Annotated in this window: 19 protein-coding genes; 17 read left to right on the top strand and 2 right to left on the bottom strand. The window is 69.2% G+C overall.

Translation table 11 applies throughout. From position 1 onward, the window contains the following. Nucleotides 1-9: 9 nt before the first annotated feature. The 14 genes from rpsE (at nucleotide 10) to rplQ (ending at nucleotide 9,428) form a co-directional block, all read left to right on the top strand. Nucleotides 10-624: a 30S ribosomal protein S5 gene (gene rpsE / locus IEX47_RS10615; RefSeq protein ID WP_188783973.1), complete on the top strand. Its 615-nt coding sequence runs from the start codon at nucleotides 10-12 to the stop codon at nucleotides 622-624. Further along, nucleotides 624-806 (top strand): 50S ribosomal protein L30, encoded by a 183-nt coding sequence (gene rpmD, locus IEX47_RS10610; RefSeq protein ID WP_107700740.1) that lies wholly within the window; start codon nucleotides 624-626, stop codon nucleotides 804-806. Before rpsE ends, rpmD begins: the two co-directional genes overlap by 1 nt. A 1-nt stretch (nucleotide 807) precedes the next feature. Next, entirely contained in the window at nucleotides 808-1,251 is a 444-nt protein-coding gene (gene rplO / locus IEX47_RS10605; protein WP_188783972.1) for a 50S ribosomal protein L15, read from the top strand. A gap of 164 nt (nucleotides 1,252-1,415) precedes the next feature. After that, nucleotides 1,416-2,720 (top strand): preprotein translocase subunit SecY, encoded by a 1,305-nt coding sequence (secY, locus tag IEX47_RS10600; protein ID WP_188783971.1) that lies wholly within the window; start codon nucleotides 1,416-1,418, stop codon nucleotides 2,718-2,720. Beyond that, entirely contained in the window at nucleotides 2,720-3,304 is a 585-nt protein-coding gene (locus IEX47_RS10595) for an adenylate kinase (protein ID WP_188783970.1), read from the top strand. Before secY ends, IEX47_RS10595 begins: the two co-directional genes overlap by 1 nt. A gap of 3 nt (nucleotides 3,305-3,307) precedes the next feature. Beyond that, nucleotides 3,308-4,156, top strand: a complete 849-nt coding sequence (gene map, locus IEX47_RS10590) for a type I methionyl aminopeptidase (RefSeq protein ID WP_188783969.1) — start codon at nucleotides 3,308-3,310, stop codon at nucleotides 4,154-4,156. A 37-nt stretch (nucleotides 4,157-4,193) separates the two neighbouring features. Next, on the top strand, nucleotides 4,194-5,237 hold the full coding sequence (locus tag IEX47_RS10585; protein WP_188783968.1) for an LLM class flavin-dependent oxidoreductase: 1,044 nt from the start codon (nucleotides 4,194-4,196) through the stop codon (nucleotides 5,235-5,237). Between the two features lie 216 nt (nucleotides 5,238-5,453). Then, nucleotides 5,454-5,675, top strand: a complete 222-nt coding sequence (infA, locus tag IEX47_RS10580) for a translation initiation factor IF-1 (protein ID WP_026145687.1) — start codon at nucleotides 5,454-5,456, stop codon at nucleotides 5,673-5,675. Nucleotides 5,676-5,697: 22 nt separating this feature from the next. After that, a complete protein-coding gene (gene rpmJ, locus IEX47_RS10575; RefSeq protein ID WP_004008316.1) occupies nucleotides 5,698-5,811 on the top strand; it encodes a 50S ribosomal protein L36 in 114 nt (37 codons plus the stop codon). A gap of 184 nt (nucleotides 5,812-5,995) precedes the next feature. Next, nucleotides 5,996-6,370: a 30S ribosomal protein S13 gene (rpsM, locus tag IEX47_RS10570; protein WP_107700735.1), complete on the top strand. Its 375-nt coding sequence runs from the start codon at nucleotides 5,996-5,998 to the stop codon at nucleotides 6,368-6,370. A gap of 73 nt (nucleotides 6,371-6,443) precedes the next feature. Beyond that, nucleotides 6,444-6,851 (top strand): 30S ribosomal protein S11, encoded by a 408-nt coding sequence (gene rpsK / locus IEX47_RS10565; protein ID WP_120060198.1) that lies wholly within the window; start codon nucleotides 6,444-6,446, stop codon nucleotides 6,849-6,851. A 29-nt stretch (nucleotides 6,852-6,880) separates the two neighbouring features. Then, nucleotides 6,881-7,489: a 30S ribosomal protein S4 gene (gene rpsD, locus IEX47_RS10560; RefSeq protein ID WP_188783967.1), complete on the top strand. Its 609-nt coding sequence runs from the start codon at nucleotides 6,881-6,883 to the stop codon at nucleotides 7,487-7,489. A 130-nt stretch (nucleotides 7,490-7,619) separates the two neighbouring features. Next, complete coding sequence (locus IEX47_RS10555) at nucleotides 7,620-8,636, top strand: DNA-directed RNA polymerase subunit alpha (RefSeq protein WP_107700732.1); 1,017 nt, start codon at nucleotides 7,620-7,622, stop codon at nucleotides 8,634-8,636. A 105-nt stretch (nucleotides 8,637-8,741) separates the two neighbouring features. Next, complete coding sequence (gene rplQ / locus IEX47_RS18195; RefSeq protein ID WP_373289212.1) at nucleotides 8,742-9,428, top strand: 50S ribosomal protein L17, sunset domain variant; 687 nt, start codon at nucleotides 8,742-8,744, stop codon at nucleotides 9,426-9,428. Between the two features lie 81 nt (nucleotides 9,429-9,509). On the opposite strand, the gene IEX47_RS10545 is transcribed toward rplQ, so the two are convergent. Further along, a complete protein-coding gene (locus IEX47_RS10545; protein WP_188783966.1) occupies nucleotides 9,510-10,427 on the bottom strand; it encodes an Rv1363c family protein in 918 nt (305 codons plus the stop codon). Beyond that, on the bottom strand, nucleotides 10,424-11,197 hold the full coding sequence (locus IEX47_RS10540; RefSeq protein WP_188783965.1) for a DUF2786 domain-containing protein: 774 nt from the start codon (nucleotides 11,195-11,197) through the stop codon (nucleotides 10,424-10,426). The genes IEX47_RS10545 and IEX47_RS10540 overlap by 4 nt, the downstream gene beginning before the upstream one ends. Before the next feature lie 117 nt (nucleotides 11,198-11,314). Between IEX47_RS10540 and truA the strand changes: the two genes are divergently transcribed. From truA to IEX47_RS10525, 3 genes are read left to right on the top strand one after another with little or no spacing between them, the layout of a single operon-like run. After that, nucleotides 11,315-12,166, top strand: a complete 852-nt coding sequence (truA, locus tag IEX47_RS10535) for a tRNA pseudouridine(38-40) synthase TruA (protein ID WP_188783964.1) — start codon at nucleotides 11,315-11,317, stop codon at nucleotides 12,164-12,166. Next, complete coding sequence (locus IEX47_RS10530; RefSeq protein ID WP_188783963.1) at nucleotides 12,159-12,767, top strand: class I SAM-dependent methyltransferase; 609 nt, start codon at nucleotides 12,159-12,161, stop codon at nucleotides 12,765-12,767. The genes truA and IEX47_RS10530 overlap by 8 nt, the downstream gene beginning before the upstream one ends. Before the next feature lie 46 nt (nucleotides 12,768-12,813). Beyond that, entirely contained in the window at nucleotides 12,814-13,347 is a 534-nt protein-coding gene (locus tag IEX47_RS10525; protein ID WP_188783962.1) for a hypothetical protein, read from the top strand. Nucleotides 13,348-13,392: the final 45 nt, after the last annotated feature.

Here is a 13,392-nt window from a genome sequence, read left to right as displayed (position 1 = left end):
GAAAGTCTGATGAGCGGAGCCCAGCAGCGCGGTCAGCGCGCCGGTGGCGAGCGCCAGTCGGGCGGTCGTGGAGGCCGCGACGGTCGTCGCGGTGACCAGAACGCCGACAAGACCGCCTACATCGAGCGTGTCGTCGCGATCAACCGTGTCGCCAAGGTCGTGAAGGGTGGTCGTCGCTTCAGCTTCACCGCCCTGGTGATCGTCGGCGACGGCGAAGGCATGGTCGGCGTCGGCTACGGCAAGGCCAAGGAGGTGCCGGCCGCCATCGCCAAGGGTGTTGAGGAGGCCAAGAAGCACTTCTTCAAGGTCCCCCGTGTCCAGGGCACCATCCCCCACCCGGTCCAGGGCGAGAAGGCTGCAGGCGTCGTCCTGCTCAAGCCGGCCGCTCCCGGTACCGGTGTGATCGCTGGTGGCCCGGTTCGCGCCGTACTCGAGTGCGCCGGCATTCACGACGTCCTGAGCAAGTCGCTCGGTTCGTCCAACCAGATCAACATCGTCCACGCGACGGTCGAGGCGCTCAAGATGCTCGAGGAGCCGGAGGCCGTTGCGGCCCGTCGCGGTCTCCCCGTCGAGCACGTTGCCCCGGCTGCTCTGCTCAAGGCCCGTGCGGAGGTGTCTTCCTGATGGCTCAGCTCAAGGTGACTCAGCTCCGCGGCAAGGTCGGTCTGAAGCAGAACCAGCGCGAGACCCTGCGCACGCTCGGTCTCAAGCGGATCGGCGACGTGGTCGTCAAGGAAGACCGCCCGGAGATCCGGGGCATGGTCAACACGGTCCGTCACCTCGTGACGGTCGAGGAGGTCAACTGACATGGCCGCTCTGAAGCTGCACCACCTGCGTCCCGCCCCGGGTGCCAAGACCGCCAAGACCCGCGTGGGTCGTGGTGAGGCCTCCAAGGGTAAGACCGCCGGTCGTGGTACCAAGGGCACCAAGGCGCGTTACCAGGTTCCGGTTGCCTTCGAGGGTGGCCAGATGCCGATCCACATGCGTCTGCCGAAGCTCAAGGGCTTCAAGAACCCGTTCAAGGTGGTCTCCCAGGTCGTGAACCTGGACCGCATCTCGGAGCTCTTCCCCGAGGGCGGCACGATCACCGTCGCGGACCTCGTGGCCAAGGGCGCTGTGCGCGACGGCCACCCGGTCAAGGTCCTGGGCACGGGCGACATCACCGTCGCCGTCCAGGTCACCGCTGACGCCTTCTCCGGCTCTGCCAAGGAGAAGATCGAGGCGGCCGGCGGTTCGGTTACCGTCGCCTGATCGAGGCAAGCACCATGCGAGGGGCGCCGGATTCGTCCGGCGCCCCTCGCGCGGTTTCCGTCACACACCCGCCTGTTAGGCTTCCCGAGCCCGTGCCGGCCACTCCCTGAGTGGAGGCCGCCGGGCTTCTGTCTGTCTGCTGCTGCAACTGAGAAGAGGATCACGTGCTGGGCGCGTTCATCAACGCCTTCCGGACGCCGGACCTGCGACGCAAGCTGCTGTTCGTGCTCTTCGTCATCGTCCTGTTCCGGCTCGGGTCACAGATCCCTGCCCCCGGAGTCAACGTCTCCCACGTGGAGTCCTGCCTCAACGGGATGAAGGACAACAGCGTCTACAACCTGATCAACCTGTTCTCCGGTGGAGCGCTGCTGCAGCTCACGATCTTCGCGCTCGGCATCATGCCGTACATCACCGCGAGCATCATCCTGCAGCTCCTCGTCGTGGTGATCCCGCGACTCGAGGCGCTCAAGCAGGAGGGCCAGGCGGGTCAGCAGAAGATCACGCAGTACACCCGGTACCTCACGCTGGCGCTTGCGCTGCTGCAGGCCACCGGCATCGTCGCCCTTGCGCGCTCGGGGCAGCTGCTCCAGGGCTGCAAGGAGGACCTCCTCTACAACAACGACAGCATCCAGGTCTTCCTGGTCATGGTCGTCACGATGACCGCAGGCACCGCCGTGATCATGTGGCTCGGCGAGCTGATCACCGACCGCGGCATCGGCAACGGCATGTCGATCCTCATCTTCACCCAGGTCGTCGCGACCTTCCCGGGCGCGCTCTGGGGCGTGAAGACCAGCAAGGGCTGGGCGACGTTCGCGACCGTCATGGTCATCGGCCTGGTCATCATCGCCGGCGTCATCTTCATCGAGCAGGCGCAGCGCCGCATCCCGGTGCAGTACGCCCGTCGCATGGTCGGCCGCAAGATGTTCGGCGGCTCCTCGACGTACATCCCGCTGAAGGTCAACCAGGCCGGCATCATCCCCGTCATCTTCGCCAGCTCCCTGCTGTACCTCCCGGCCATGGCCGTGCAGTTCAACCAGGGCAAGACCGACCAGGCGAAGTGGGTCAAGTGGCTCAACGACTACCTCGTGGGCGGCGACCACCCCCTGTACATGGCCCTCTACTTCGGCCTGATCATCTTCTTCACCTACTTCTACGTCTCGATCACGTTCAACCCGGCTGAGGTCGCGGACAACATGAAGAAGTACGGCGGCTTCATCCCCGGGATCCGGGCGGGCAAGCCGACCGAGGACTACCTCGCGTACGTCCTGTCCCGAATCACGCTGCCCGGCGCTCTCTACCTCGGTCTGATCTCGCTGATCCCGCTCATCGCCTTCGCGGTGCTGCACGCCAGCCAGAAGTTCCCGTTCGGTGGTACGTCCATCCTCATCATGGTCGGAGTCGCACTCGACACGGTGAAGCAGATCGAGAGCCAGCTCCAGCAGCGCAACTACGAAGGATTCCTCCGCTGATGCGTCTTCTCATCATGGGCCCGCCGGGTGCGGGCAAGGGCACCCAGGCTGTCGATCTCGCCACGAGCATCGACGGCGCCCACATCTCCACCGGCGACATGTTCCGCGAGAACCTCGCGAACCAGACCGAGCTGGGCAAGCTCGCCCAGTCCTACATGGACGCCGGGCAGTACGTCCCCGACGAGGTCACCAACGGCATGGTCCGTGACCGCCTCGCCCAGCCCGACGCCACGGCGTTCGTGCTCGACGGCTACCCGCGCACCGCTGACCAGGTCGCCGAGCTCGACGACATCCTCGCCTCCATGGGCGCCAAGCTCGACGGCGTGATCTCGCTCGTGGTCGCGGACCGCGAGGAGCTCGTCCAGCGCATGATCAAGCGCGCCGAGACCAGCGGCCGTGCGGACGACACCGAAGAGGTCATCCGCAAGCGTCAGGACGTCTACGACGCCGAGACCGCTGCGCTCGTCCCGATCTACGCCGAGCGCGGGATCCTGCACGAGGTCGACGGCATCGGCACCATCGACGAGGTCGCGGCGCGCATCGCCGCGGTCGTCGAGACCCTGCAGACCGAAGTCAAGGGCTGAGTAGTGGCCCTCCGCGGTCGCGTCGAGATCAAGAGCCCGGACCAGCTCCGCGTCATGCGGAAGGCCGGCCTGCTCACGGGTCAGGCGCTCGAGGCGGTACGCGCGGCGGTCAAGCCGGGCGTCACCACCCTCGAGCTGGACGCGATCGCGGAGGACACCATCCGCTCCGGCGGCGGTATCCCGTCGTTCAAGGGCTACAGCCACCCGCCGTTCCCGGCCACGATCTGCGCGTCGGTCAACGACGAGATCGTCCACGGCATCCCCAACGACCGGGTGCTGGTCGAGGGCGACATCGTGTCGATCGACTGCGGCGCGATCGTGGAGGGCTGGCACGGCGACTCCGCCATCACCGTCCCCGTCGGTGGTGACGCCGCCATCGGCGACGACGTCCGTGAGCTGCTCCGGGTCACCGAGGAGTCGCTCTGGGCCGGCATCGCCGCCCTCCGCCTCGGCGGCCGGGTCACCGACGTCTCGGCAGCGGTCGAGGCCCACATCCAGGGTCAGGCGCACCCGACCGGCGGCACGTGGGGGATCCTCCAGGACTTCACCGGCCACGGCATCGGCACCGAGCTTCACATGGCTCCCGACGTCCCCAACTACGGTCGCCCGGGTCGTGGGCCGAAGGTCGAGCGCGGCCTCGCGCTGGCCATCGAGCCGATGGTCACGTTTGGCTCGCACCGCTGGAAGACGTACGACGACGAGTGGACGATCGCGTCGCAGGACGGCTCCTGGGCCGCCCACTTCGAGCACACCGTCGCCATGACGGCGGCCGGCGCATGGGTGCTGACGGCGATCGACGGGGGAGAGGCGAAGCTCGCCGAGCTCGGCGTCCCCTTCGGTGGCCTCGCCTGACCGGAACACCTCGGCGCCGATCGCGGTTGAGTCCCCTGTGACTCCTGCGCTCTCGGTCCTCGATCTCGTCCCCGTCCGCTCGGACCAGTCCACCGGCGACGCCCTCGCCGCCTCGCGGCGCATGGCGCAGGTCGCCGACGAGCTCGGCTTCACGCGCTACTGGGTGGCCGAGCACCACAACATGCCCGGCGTCGCCGCCACCAACCCTCCCGTGCTGATCGCGATGCTGGCGGCCGCCACCTCACGGATCCGGCTCGGCTCGGGTGGCGTGATGCTGCCCAACCACGCGCCGTACGTCGTGGCGGAGCAGTTCGCGCTCCTCGAGGCGGCCCACCCCGGCCGCATCGACCTCGGCATCGGCCGCGCGCCGGGCACCGACCCGCTGACGCGCTACGTGCTGCGCGGCGGGGCCTCCGACGAGGACCCGGTCGCCCGGTTCCCCGAGTACGTCGACGAGGTGCGCCTGCTCCTCGAGCCCGACGGCGTCGAGGCGACGCTCGGCTCGCGCCGCCACCCGCTGCGCGCGACCCCGGCCGCGCGGACGGCGCCCGTCGTCTGGCTGCTCGGCTCCTCCGACTACTCCGCGCGACTCGCCGCCGAGCGTGGTCTGCCCTATGTCTTCGCGCACCACTTCGCCGGCAAGGGCACGGCCGAGGCGCTCGCGCTGTACCGCGACACCTACCGGCCGAGCGAGGCCCATCCCGAGCCGCGCACCTTCCTCACCGTCAACGCCGTCGTCGCGCCCACGTACGCCGAGGCGCAGCGCCGCGCGCTGCCCAACCAGCAGGGCATGCTGGCGCTGATGCACGGTGCCGACCTCTTCCCGCAGCGCCTGGTCGAGGACGCCGAGCTGATCGGCATCCCGCCCGAGCAGGAGCGGCTCGCAGCCGCGATGCTCCGCAAGTGGGTCGTGGGCGATCCCACGACGGCAGCCGGCCAGGTGCGCGACCTCGCGGCGACGTACGGCGTGGACGAGGTGATGGTGCACCCGGTCGCCGGCGCTGCGAAGGGCACCGACCGCGATACCGCACCCGCCCGCGAGGAGACGCTGCGGCTGCTGGCTGAGGCCCTGGCGAATTAGGTCAACCCGCCACGCCGTGGCTAGACTGGTCCGTCGGCCCAACGTGGGTCTGTTTCGTGGTGCCTCCCGGCTGCCCGGAGCGCAACACCTCCATCGCTCGCGATGCTGGCTCGCGCCTCGGGGATATGAGGTCCACGAGCGGCTCCACGAGGTCCACTCGTCCCGACGGCGAGAGGTTCCCGGGCCACCGGTAGACACACCAAGAGATGGGAACGCATGCCGAAGAAGGAAGGCGTGATCGAGCTCGAGGGCACGATCACTGAAGCACTGCCCAACGCGATGTTCCGGGTGGAGCTGAGCAACGGTCACAAGGTGCTCGCCCACATCAGCGGCAAGATGCGCCAGCACTACATCCGCATCCTCCCCGAGGACCGCGTGGTGGTGGAGCTGTCTCCGTACGACCTCACCCGGGGTCGCATCGTCTACCGCTACAAGTAACAGCCGAAGAAAGGTCCTTCTCATGAAGGTCAACCCCAGCGTCAAGCCGATCTGCGACAAGTGCAAGGTCATCCGTCGCCACGGCCGCGTCATGGTCATCTGCGAGAACCCGCGCCACAAGCAGCGCCAGGGCTGATCGCAGGTCACCCGGCCGCTCCGGCGGCCACACAACTGAATACCTACCTCAATCGAGTCGCTAGTGCGGCGTACGACGTACGACGTGGCGAATCACCTCCGGAGCAGAGGCCGGAGCCTGGGTGTCCACCCGGGACGCGACTCGACCACACACCTCTGTGAAGAACCCGAAGGGACAGCCATTCATGGCACGCCTCGTTGGTGTTGATCTTCCGCGTGACAAGCGCATCGAGATCGCTCTCACCTACATCTACGGCATTGGCCGTACCACCGCCACGCAGCTCCTGGAGACCACGGGTGTGAACCCGTCGCTCCGCGTTCACGAGCTGGGTGACGAGGAGCTGGTCAAGCTCCGCGACGCGATCGAGGCCGCTGGCCTCAAGATCGAGGGTGACCTCCGTCGCGAGGTCGCCGCCGACATCCGTCGCAAGATCGAGATCGGCAGCTACCAGGGTCGCCGCCACCGCATGGGCCTTCCGGTCCACGGTCAGCGCACCAAGACCAACGCTCGTACCCGCAAGGGCCCGAAGCGCACCGTCGCCGGCAAGAAGAAGAAGTGACCTCGCGCTTCTGCGCCGTCGTCACTTTCTGACTTCCTCGAACTCACAGACCAGCCACCTCAGGAGATTCTGAATGCCTCCCAAGAGCCGACAGGCTGCGGCGAAGACCAAGATCCGCCGCAAGGAGAAGAAGAACGTTGCTCAGGGCGAAGCCCACATCAAGAGCACGTTCAACAACACCATCGTCACCATCACGGACCCCACCGGTGCCGTGATCTCGTGGGCCTCTGCCGGCACCGTCGGCTTCAAGGGCTCGCGCAAGTCCACGCCGTTCGCTGCGCAGATGGCCGCCGAGGCCGCTGGCCGCCGCGCCATGGAGCACGGCATGAAGAAGATCGACGTCTTCGTCAAGGGCCCGGGTTCCGGTCGCGAGACCGCCATCCGTTCCCTCGGTGCCATCGGCCTCGAGGTCGGCACCATCCAGGACGTCACGCCTGCCCCGCACAACGGCTGCCGCCCGCCCAAGCGCCGTCGCGTCTGATCACCCGAGACCTTAGGAGACTTTGAGAAATGGCCCGTTACACCGGCCCCATGACCAAGAAGTCGCGCCGTCTCGGTGTCGACCTCGTTGGCGGAGACGCTGCGTTCGAGAAGCGTCCCTACCCTCCCGGCCAGCACGGCCGCGGCCGCGTCAAGGAGAGCGAGTTCCTTCTCCAGCTTCGTGAGAAGCAGAAGGCCCGCTTCACCTACGGCGTGCTCGAGAAGCAGTTCCACAAGTACTACGTCGAGGCGTCGCGTCGCTCCGGCAAGACCGGTGAGAACCTCCTCCAGCTGCTCGAGGCCCGCCTCGACAACGTCGTGTACCGCGCCGGCTTCGCCCGGACCCGCAAGCACGCGCGTCAGCTCGTCGTCCACGGTCACTTCCTCGTGAACGGCAAGAAGGTCAACATCCCGTCGTTCCAGGTCTCGCAGTACGACGTCATCGACGTCCGCGAGAAGTCGCTCGAGATGACGCCGTTCATCGTCGCGCGGGAGACCCACGGCGAGCGCATCGTCCCGGCGTGGCTCGAGGCCATCCCCGGTCGCATGCGGATCCTGGTGCACCAGCTTCCGGTGCGGGCGCAGATCGACCTGCCCGTCCAGGAGCAGCTGATCGTCGAGTACTACTCGAAGAAGTGATTCTCCGTTCCCGGGTTCCTGGCCACGTGTGTGGTCAGGGGCCCGGGAACATCGCTCCACAACTTCAACTTCCTCATCCTCGAAGTTCGGGTCCGTCAAATGGTGGATGGGCCCGGGAAGGAAAGAATCAGTGCTCATCGCACAGCGCCCCACTCTGTCCGAAGAGGTCGTCGACGAGTTCCGCTCGCGCTTCGTCATCGAGCCGCTGGAGCCCGGCTTCGGCTACACCCTCGGCAACTCGCTCCGTCGCACCCTGCTCTCGAGCATCCCGGGCGCCTCGGTCACGAGCATCAAGATCGACTCCGTCCTGCACGAGTTCTCGACCATCGAGGGCGTGAAGGAGGATGTCACCGAGATCATCCTGAACCTCAAGGGCCTGGTCGTCTCCTCGGAGAACGACGAGCCGGTGACGATGTACCTCCGCAAGTCGGGTGCCGGTGACGTCACCGCCGCCGACATCCAGCCCCCGGCTGGTGTCGAGGTCCACAACCCCGAGCTCAAGATCGCCACGCTGTCCGACAAGGGCTCGCTGGAGATGGAGCTCGTCGTCGAGCGTGGCCGTGGCTACGTCTCCGCGGTCCAGAACAAGGGTGGCGACAACGAGATCGGCCGCATGCCGGTCGACTCGATCTACTCGCCCGTCCTGAAGGTCAGCTACAAGGTCGAGGCGACGCGTGTCGAGCAGCGCACCGACTTCGACAAGCTGATCATCGACGTCGAGACCAAGCCGTCGATCGCCCCGCGTGACGCCCTCGCTTCTGCGGGCAAGACGCTGGTCGAGCTCTTCGGCCTGGCCCGTGAGCTCAACGTCGAGGCCGAGGGCATCGACATCGGCCCGTCGCCGATCGACGAGCAGCTCGCCGCCGACCTCGCCCTCCCGGTCGAGGACCTGCAGCTCACCGTCCGTTCGTACAACTGCCTCAAGCGCGAGGGCATCCACACCGTGGGTGAGCTCATCGGCCGCTCGGAGCAGGACCTCCTCGACATCCGGAACTTCGGTTCCAAGTCGATCGACGAGGTCAAGGGCAAGCTCGTCGAGATGGGCCTGTCCCTCAAGGACAGCGCGCCCGGCTTCGACGCTGCCGCCGCCCTCGCGGCGTACGGCGACGACGAGGACGACGCGTTCGTCGAGGACGAGCAGTACTGAGTGACTCCGGTCGGGGCGGCACCCGCCGCCCCGACCACCACCAAATCGCCGGCGACTGACGCCGGCGTCTACCCGGGTACCTGACACGGCCCGAGAGAAAGTGAGATGGCAATGCCCGCTCCGAAGAAGGGTGCCCGCCTCGGCGGCTCGCCCGCCCACCAGCGCCTGATCATCTCGAACCTGGCCACGGCCCTGTTCGAGCACGGCCGGATCACCACCACCGAGGCCAAGGCCCGCGTGCTGCGTCCCCACGCCGAGAAGCTGATCACCAAGGCCAAGAAGGGCGACCTGCACAACCGTCGCGAGGTCCTCAAGACCATCCGCGACAAGGGTGTCGTGCACGTCCTCTTCACCGAGATCGCGCCGCTCATGGCCGACCGTCCCGGTGGTTACACCCGCATCACGAAGATCGGTCCGCGCAAGGGCGACAACGCCCCCATGGCCGTCATCGAGCTCGTGACCGAGCAGTTCGCCCCCAAGGCTCCGAAGGCTGCTCCGGCCGCCCCGGCTGCCGAGGAGGCTCCCGCTGTTGAGGAGGCCCCTTCGGTTGACGCTGAGGCCCCCGCCGAGGCCGAGGTCGCCACCGTCGCCGACGTCGAGGAGCTGCCGGCCGGTGCCGCGCTGCCCCTCGAGGACGGCTCCGCTCCCGAGGGCTTCACGATCAAGGGCAACCGCGACTCGATGAAGTTCCACCAGGAGGGTGGTCAGTGGTACGACGCGACCATCGCCGAGATCTGGTTCGACACCGCCGAGAACGCCGAGGCCGCTGGCTTCGTCGAGGCTGGCAAGTGATCCAGCCGTAACGGCTCAGGAGGGCCCGTCATCCGTGAGGATGGCGGGCCCTTCGCCATTTCCCGGGGCTGTCGTGCGCCGTCAGGGCTGGGGGACGACGCGGACGTCGCGCGCGAGCCAGGCGGTCGGGGTGCGGACCATCGCGAGCTCGAGGCGGACCAGGCGACGGGCAGGCTCGCGGCCGGGGACCCGCAGGGTGGTCTCCATGACGGCGAGCACGCGGGCCCTTCCGCCGCGCAGGGACGAGAGTGCGGTGGCGATGACCCGGCCGTCCTGGCTGGCTCGCGCCGCCACCACCCGCTGGACGAGCTCGCCGGCGGCGCGCTGGTAGTCGCGACGGAAGCCACCGGAGGCCAGCGAGAGGACGCGGGCGACGTCGGCGCGCGCGTGGGTGCTGTCGATGTCCTGGTAGGCGTCGGCGACCGCCGTGGCCGCTGCGAGCACCGTGGCGGGGACTGGCCGCCGCTCGGGCACCTGCTGGCGTGGCAGGCCGAGCCCAAGCCCGGAGAGGAGCCAGCTGCCGCGGCGGTGGCTGAGCGTCGCCACGGCGTAGCCGCCGACTGCCTCCGAGCCCTCCGTGGTGCGCAGGTTGCGGTCGACGAAGAGGAGGACCTGCGCCCGCGCAGAGGTGGCGCCGCTGACGCCGGCTGCCACGACCCGGGCCCGGACGCGTGCGTGGCTCTCGGTGCTGTGGGGGCGGAGGCGGGCGGCGACGTCGGCCCAGCGCGCGGCGAACGCAGGCGTCATGAACGCCTGCGCGGCGGCGGTGTCGGCGGCGTACGTCGTGTGGTCGTAGCTGAGGGCACGCTCGACGGCGGCGGCCGAGCGGGAGACGAGCTGGGCCTCCAGGGAGCCGGAGCCGCCGGTGAGGTCGCTGCGCAACTGGCCGGCCGCAGGGTACGACGTCGGGCGCTCGCCGAGGGCGCTGTCGACCGCGGGTCCACAGCCTGCCGGCGCGAGCAGGCCCACCGTGAGCAGCACGGCCCCGAGACGAGTCACGAACGCAGTATCCCCCGAACGCGCGCCGCCAGGCGCGAGCGATCACCGAGGTCGGCGCGCTGGCCGGCCGCCCACCCGTGCTGGCCTCCGCCGCCGGAGAGGACACGCGGCCGGGCGGTGCGCAGGTGGGGGTAGCTCTCGTGCATCGCGGCTTCGACCAGCTCGGACCGGCTGGCGAGCACGAGGGCCGCCGAGCTGCCGGCAGCGGCGAAGCGCGGGGCGGCCTCGGCGGCGGCCTTGCGCTCGGCGTCGGCGAGCCGCTGCTGGATGGCCCAGGAGAAGCCCGCGAGCCACGAGCGGCGGAACGCCGCGGCGTTCTCACCCCGGGGGACCGGGGTGCGCGTCAGGTCGCGCGTGGCCTGCAGGAGCAACGAGGTGAAGAGCAGCTCGACGCGGTCGAGGTCGCTGCTGTGCCCGAAGAGGTGGAGGGTGATCTCCTTGCGGCCCGGCTGGCGGTCGATGCGCCGTACCGCGCGGCACCGCAGCTCGTGGGCGATGACCGAGAGCAGGTCGCCCTTGTCGGCGGCGTAGGGGGCGTCGAGCGGCACCACCCGGTCACCGAGGGGGTCGCGGCCGGGATCGGCCTCGGCGAGCAGCGCCTGGTCGATGCCGTACGCCGCGGCGAGGGCCGCTGCCTTCGCCGTGTAGGCCTCAGCCTCGGCCGGGGTGGTCGCGGGGTCGGCTGCCTTCGCCAGGAGCTTGCGCACCTTGGCGAGCATCGGATCGGCGTCCGTCGTGGCCCCGCCGGCTGGGTGGGTCGTGCTGGTCATCGGCTCCATCCTTCCTGCCGCACCGCCGTGGTGCGCACTGCCACGCTGGCAGCGGGCACCGACAGTCCGGCCGGACACGGTGTGCGTTGTCCACAGGCCGGGTGGGAGGATGCGGCCGTGCGACTGCGGATCGACCTCGCCTACGACGGCGGCGGCTTCAAGGGCTGGGCCCGCCAGCCTGCGTTGCGGACCGTCCAGGGCGACCTGGAGGCAGCGCTGGCCATGGCCCTGCGCCTGCCCGAGGTGCAGGTCGTGTGCGCCGGCCGCACCGACACGGGCGTCCACGCGCGGGGCCAGGTGGTCCATCTCGACGTCGACGCCGAGGTGCTCGCGGCAACCGCCGGCCGGGCCGCGCCGACCCCCATCGCCTCGCTCCACCGCCGGCTCAACGGCATCCTGCCCGGCGACGTGCGGATCCACGGTGTCAGCGAGGCGCCGGAGGGCTTCGACGCGCGCTTCTCGGCCGTGTGGCGCCGCTACGCCTACCGGGTCGCGGACCTGCCGCAGGTGCAGGACCCGCTGACGCGCAACCACGTCCTGCACTGGCGTGCGCCCCTCGACCTCGACGCGATGAACGAGGCAAGTGCCAGCCTCATCGGGCTCAACGACTTCGCGTCGTTCTGCAAGAAGCGCGAGGGCGCGACCACGATCCGCACGCTGCTCGACTTCCACTGGTACCGCGACGCCGACGAGCGCGCGGTCGCGACGGTGCGGGCGGACGCCTTCTGCCACTCGATGGTGCGCGCGCTCGTCGGCTGCCTTCTGGCGGTTGGCGACGGGCGGAAGTCGCCGGAGTGGGCACACGACGTACTGGTGATGGGGAAGCGCGATGCGGCCGTGGCCGTGGTGGCCCCGCACGGACTGACCCTGGAGGAGGTCGGCTACCCGCCGGCCGGCCAGCTGGCGCTGCAGGCCGAGAAGGCCCGCGCGCGGAGGGAGCCCCATGACGAGGAGCACCGTGATGCCTGACGAGACCGAGCACTACTTCACCGCCGACCCGTCGGTGCCGTTCGAGCGGCAGAAGGTCGAGTTCGAGGCGTGGGACCAGGAGCTCGCGATGGAGAGCGGCTCCGGGGTCTTCGCCAAGGGCCGCCTCGACATCGGCACCTCGGTGCTCTTCAAGGAGACCGAGCCCCCGGTCCAGGGGCGCTTCCTCGACCTCGGCTGCGGCTACGGCGCGATCGGCCTGACCATCGCGAAGCAGGTCCCGCTCGCCTCCGTCATCGGCATCGACGTCAACGAGCGCGCGGTGAGGCTGATGAACGACAACGCTCGCGCGCTCGGCGTCGACAGCCGCGTCGTGGCGTGTACGCCGGACCAGGTGCCGACCGACTACACCTTCGACGAGATCTGGTCGAACCCCCCGATCCGCATCGGCAAGGAGGCGCTGCACGAGCTGCTGCTCACCTGGCTGCCGCGCCTGCTCCCCGGAGGTCGGGCCGTCATGGTGGTCGGCAAGAACCTCGGTGGCGACTCGCTCCAGCGCTGGCTGACCGAGCAGGGCTACCCGACCGAGCGCATCGGCAGCGCCAAGGGCTTCCGCGTGCTGGAGTCGATCCGCCCGGCCTGAACGGCGGCTTACGCGGATCTCAGGTGCGCCTGCTTGGATGACGCCCATGTCGCTGCGCCACCTGCTCGCCCTGCCGCTCCTCGTGCTGCCCCTGACGGCATGCGGGGGAGGGGACGACCCCGGCACCAAGGAGGCGCGCGCCACGCCGCTCTCGGGCCGCCAGGAGACCTCCGACAAGGTCGCCGCCTTCGTCCTGCCCAAGGGCTGGATCAAGCCGCAGCAGGCGCTCGACGGCCAGGTCACCTTCGCCGCGGTCGACGCGCTCGACCCGACCCGCCAGATCTTCGTCACGACGGGCGACAGCCGCGCCGACGCCCAGGCGGAGTCGCTCTTCGTGGCGGATGCCTACGTGAAGCAGAAGGCGACCTGCCGGCGCGACCGCCACGACACGACGTACGGCGGGACGCATGCGCTCGTCGACTGCGCGTGGACCGACCCGGGTCCGTACCGGAAGGTGATGATCGTCCTGGGCGACGACAAGAAGGGCGCCATGGTCCTCGTCGGCGGCGAGGCGAAGTCGCGCAAGGACCTGGCCGACCTGATCACCCCGCTGCTCGCCTCCTGGGAGTGGAAGTCCTGAGACAAGCGGAAGGGCGGAGGTCTCCGGCCCCCGGCACTTGGCGCT

Source organism: Nocardioides phosphati (assembly GCF_014646375.1).
Classification (GTDB): domain Bacteria; phylum Actinomycetota; class Actinomycetes; order Propionibacteriales; family Nocardioidaceae; genus Nocardioides; species Nocardioides phosphati.
This window is presented reverse-complemented; position numbering and strand designations above follow the sequence as displayed.

Bases quoted from the DNA above. Each gene is read 5' to 3' on its own strand.
- rpsE (WP_188783973.1), top strand. From the start codon at position 10: ATGAGCGGAGCCCAGCAGCGCGGTCAGCGCGCCGGTGGCGAGCGCCAG.
- rpmD (WP_107700740.1), top strand. From the start codon at position 624: ATGGCTCAGCTCAAGGTGACTCAGCTCCGCGGCAAGGTCGGTCTGAAG.
- rplO (WP_188783972.1), top strand. From the start codon at position 808: ATGGCCGCTCTGAAGCTGCACCACCTGCGTCCCGCCCCGGGTGCCAAG.
- IEX47_RS10595 (WP_188783970.1), top strand. From the start codon at position 2,720: ATGCGTCTTCTCATCATGGGCCCGCCGGGTGCGGGCAAGGGCACCCAG.
- infA (WP_026145687.1), top strand. From the start codon at position 5,454: ATGCCGAAGAAGGAAGGCGTGATCGAGCTCGAGGGCACGATCACTGAA.
- rpmJ (WP_004008316.1), top strand. From the start codon at position 5,698: ATGAAGGTCAACCCCAGCGTCAAGCCGATCTGCGACAAGTGCAAGGTC.
- rpsM (WP_107700735.1), top strand. From the start codon at position 5,996: ATGGCACGCCTCGTTGGTGTTGATCTTCCGCGTGACAAGCGCATCGAG.
- rpsK (WP_120060198.1), top strand. From the start codon at position 6,444: ATGCCTCCCAAGAGCCGACAGGCTGCGGCGAAGACCAAGATCCGCCGC.
- rpsD (WP_188783967.1), top strand. From the start codon at position 6,881: ATGGCCCGTTACACCGGCCCCATGACCAAGAAGTCGCGCCGTCTCGGT.
- rplQ (WP_373289212.1), top strand. From the start codon at position 8,742: ATGGCAATGCCCGCTCCGAAGAAGGGTGCCCGCCTCGGCGGCTCGCCC.
- IEX47_RS10540 (WP_188783965.1), bottom strand. From the start codon at position 11,197: ATGACCAGCACGACCCACCCAGCCGGCGGGGCCACGACGGACGCCGAT.
- IEX47_RS10530 (WP_188783963.1), top strand. From the start codon at position 12,159: ATGCCTGACGAGACCGAGCACTACTTCACCGCCGACCCGTCGGTGCCG.
- IEX47_RS10525 (WP_188783962.1), top strand. From the start codon at position 12,814: ATGTCGCTGCGCCACCTGCTCGCCCTGCCGCTCCTCGTGCTGCCCCTG.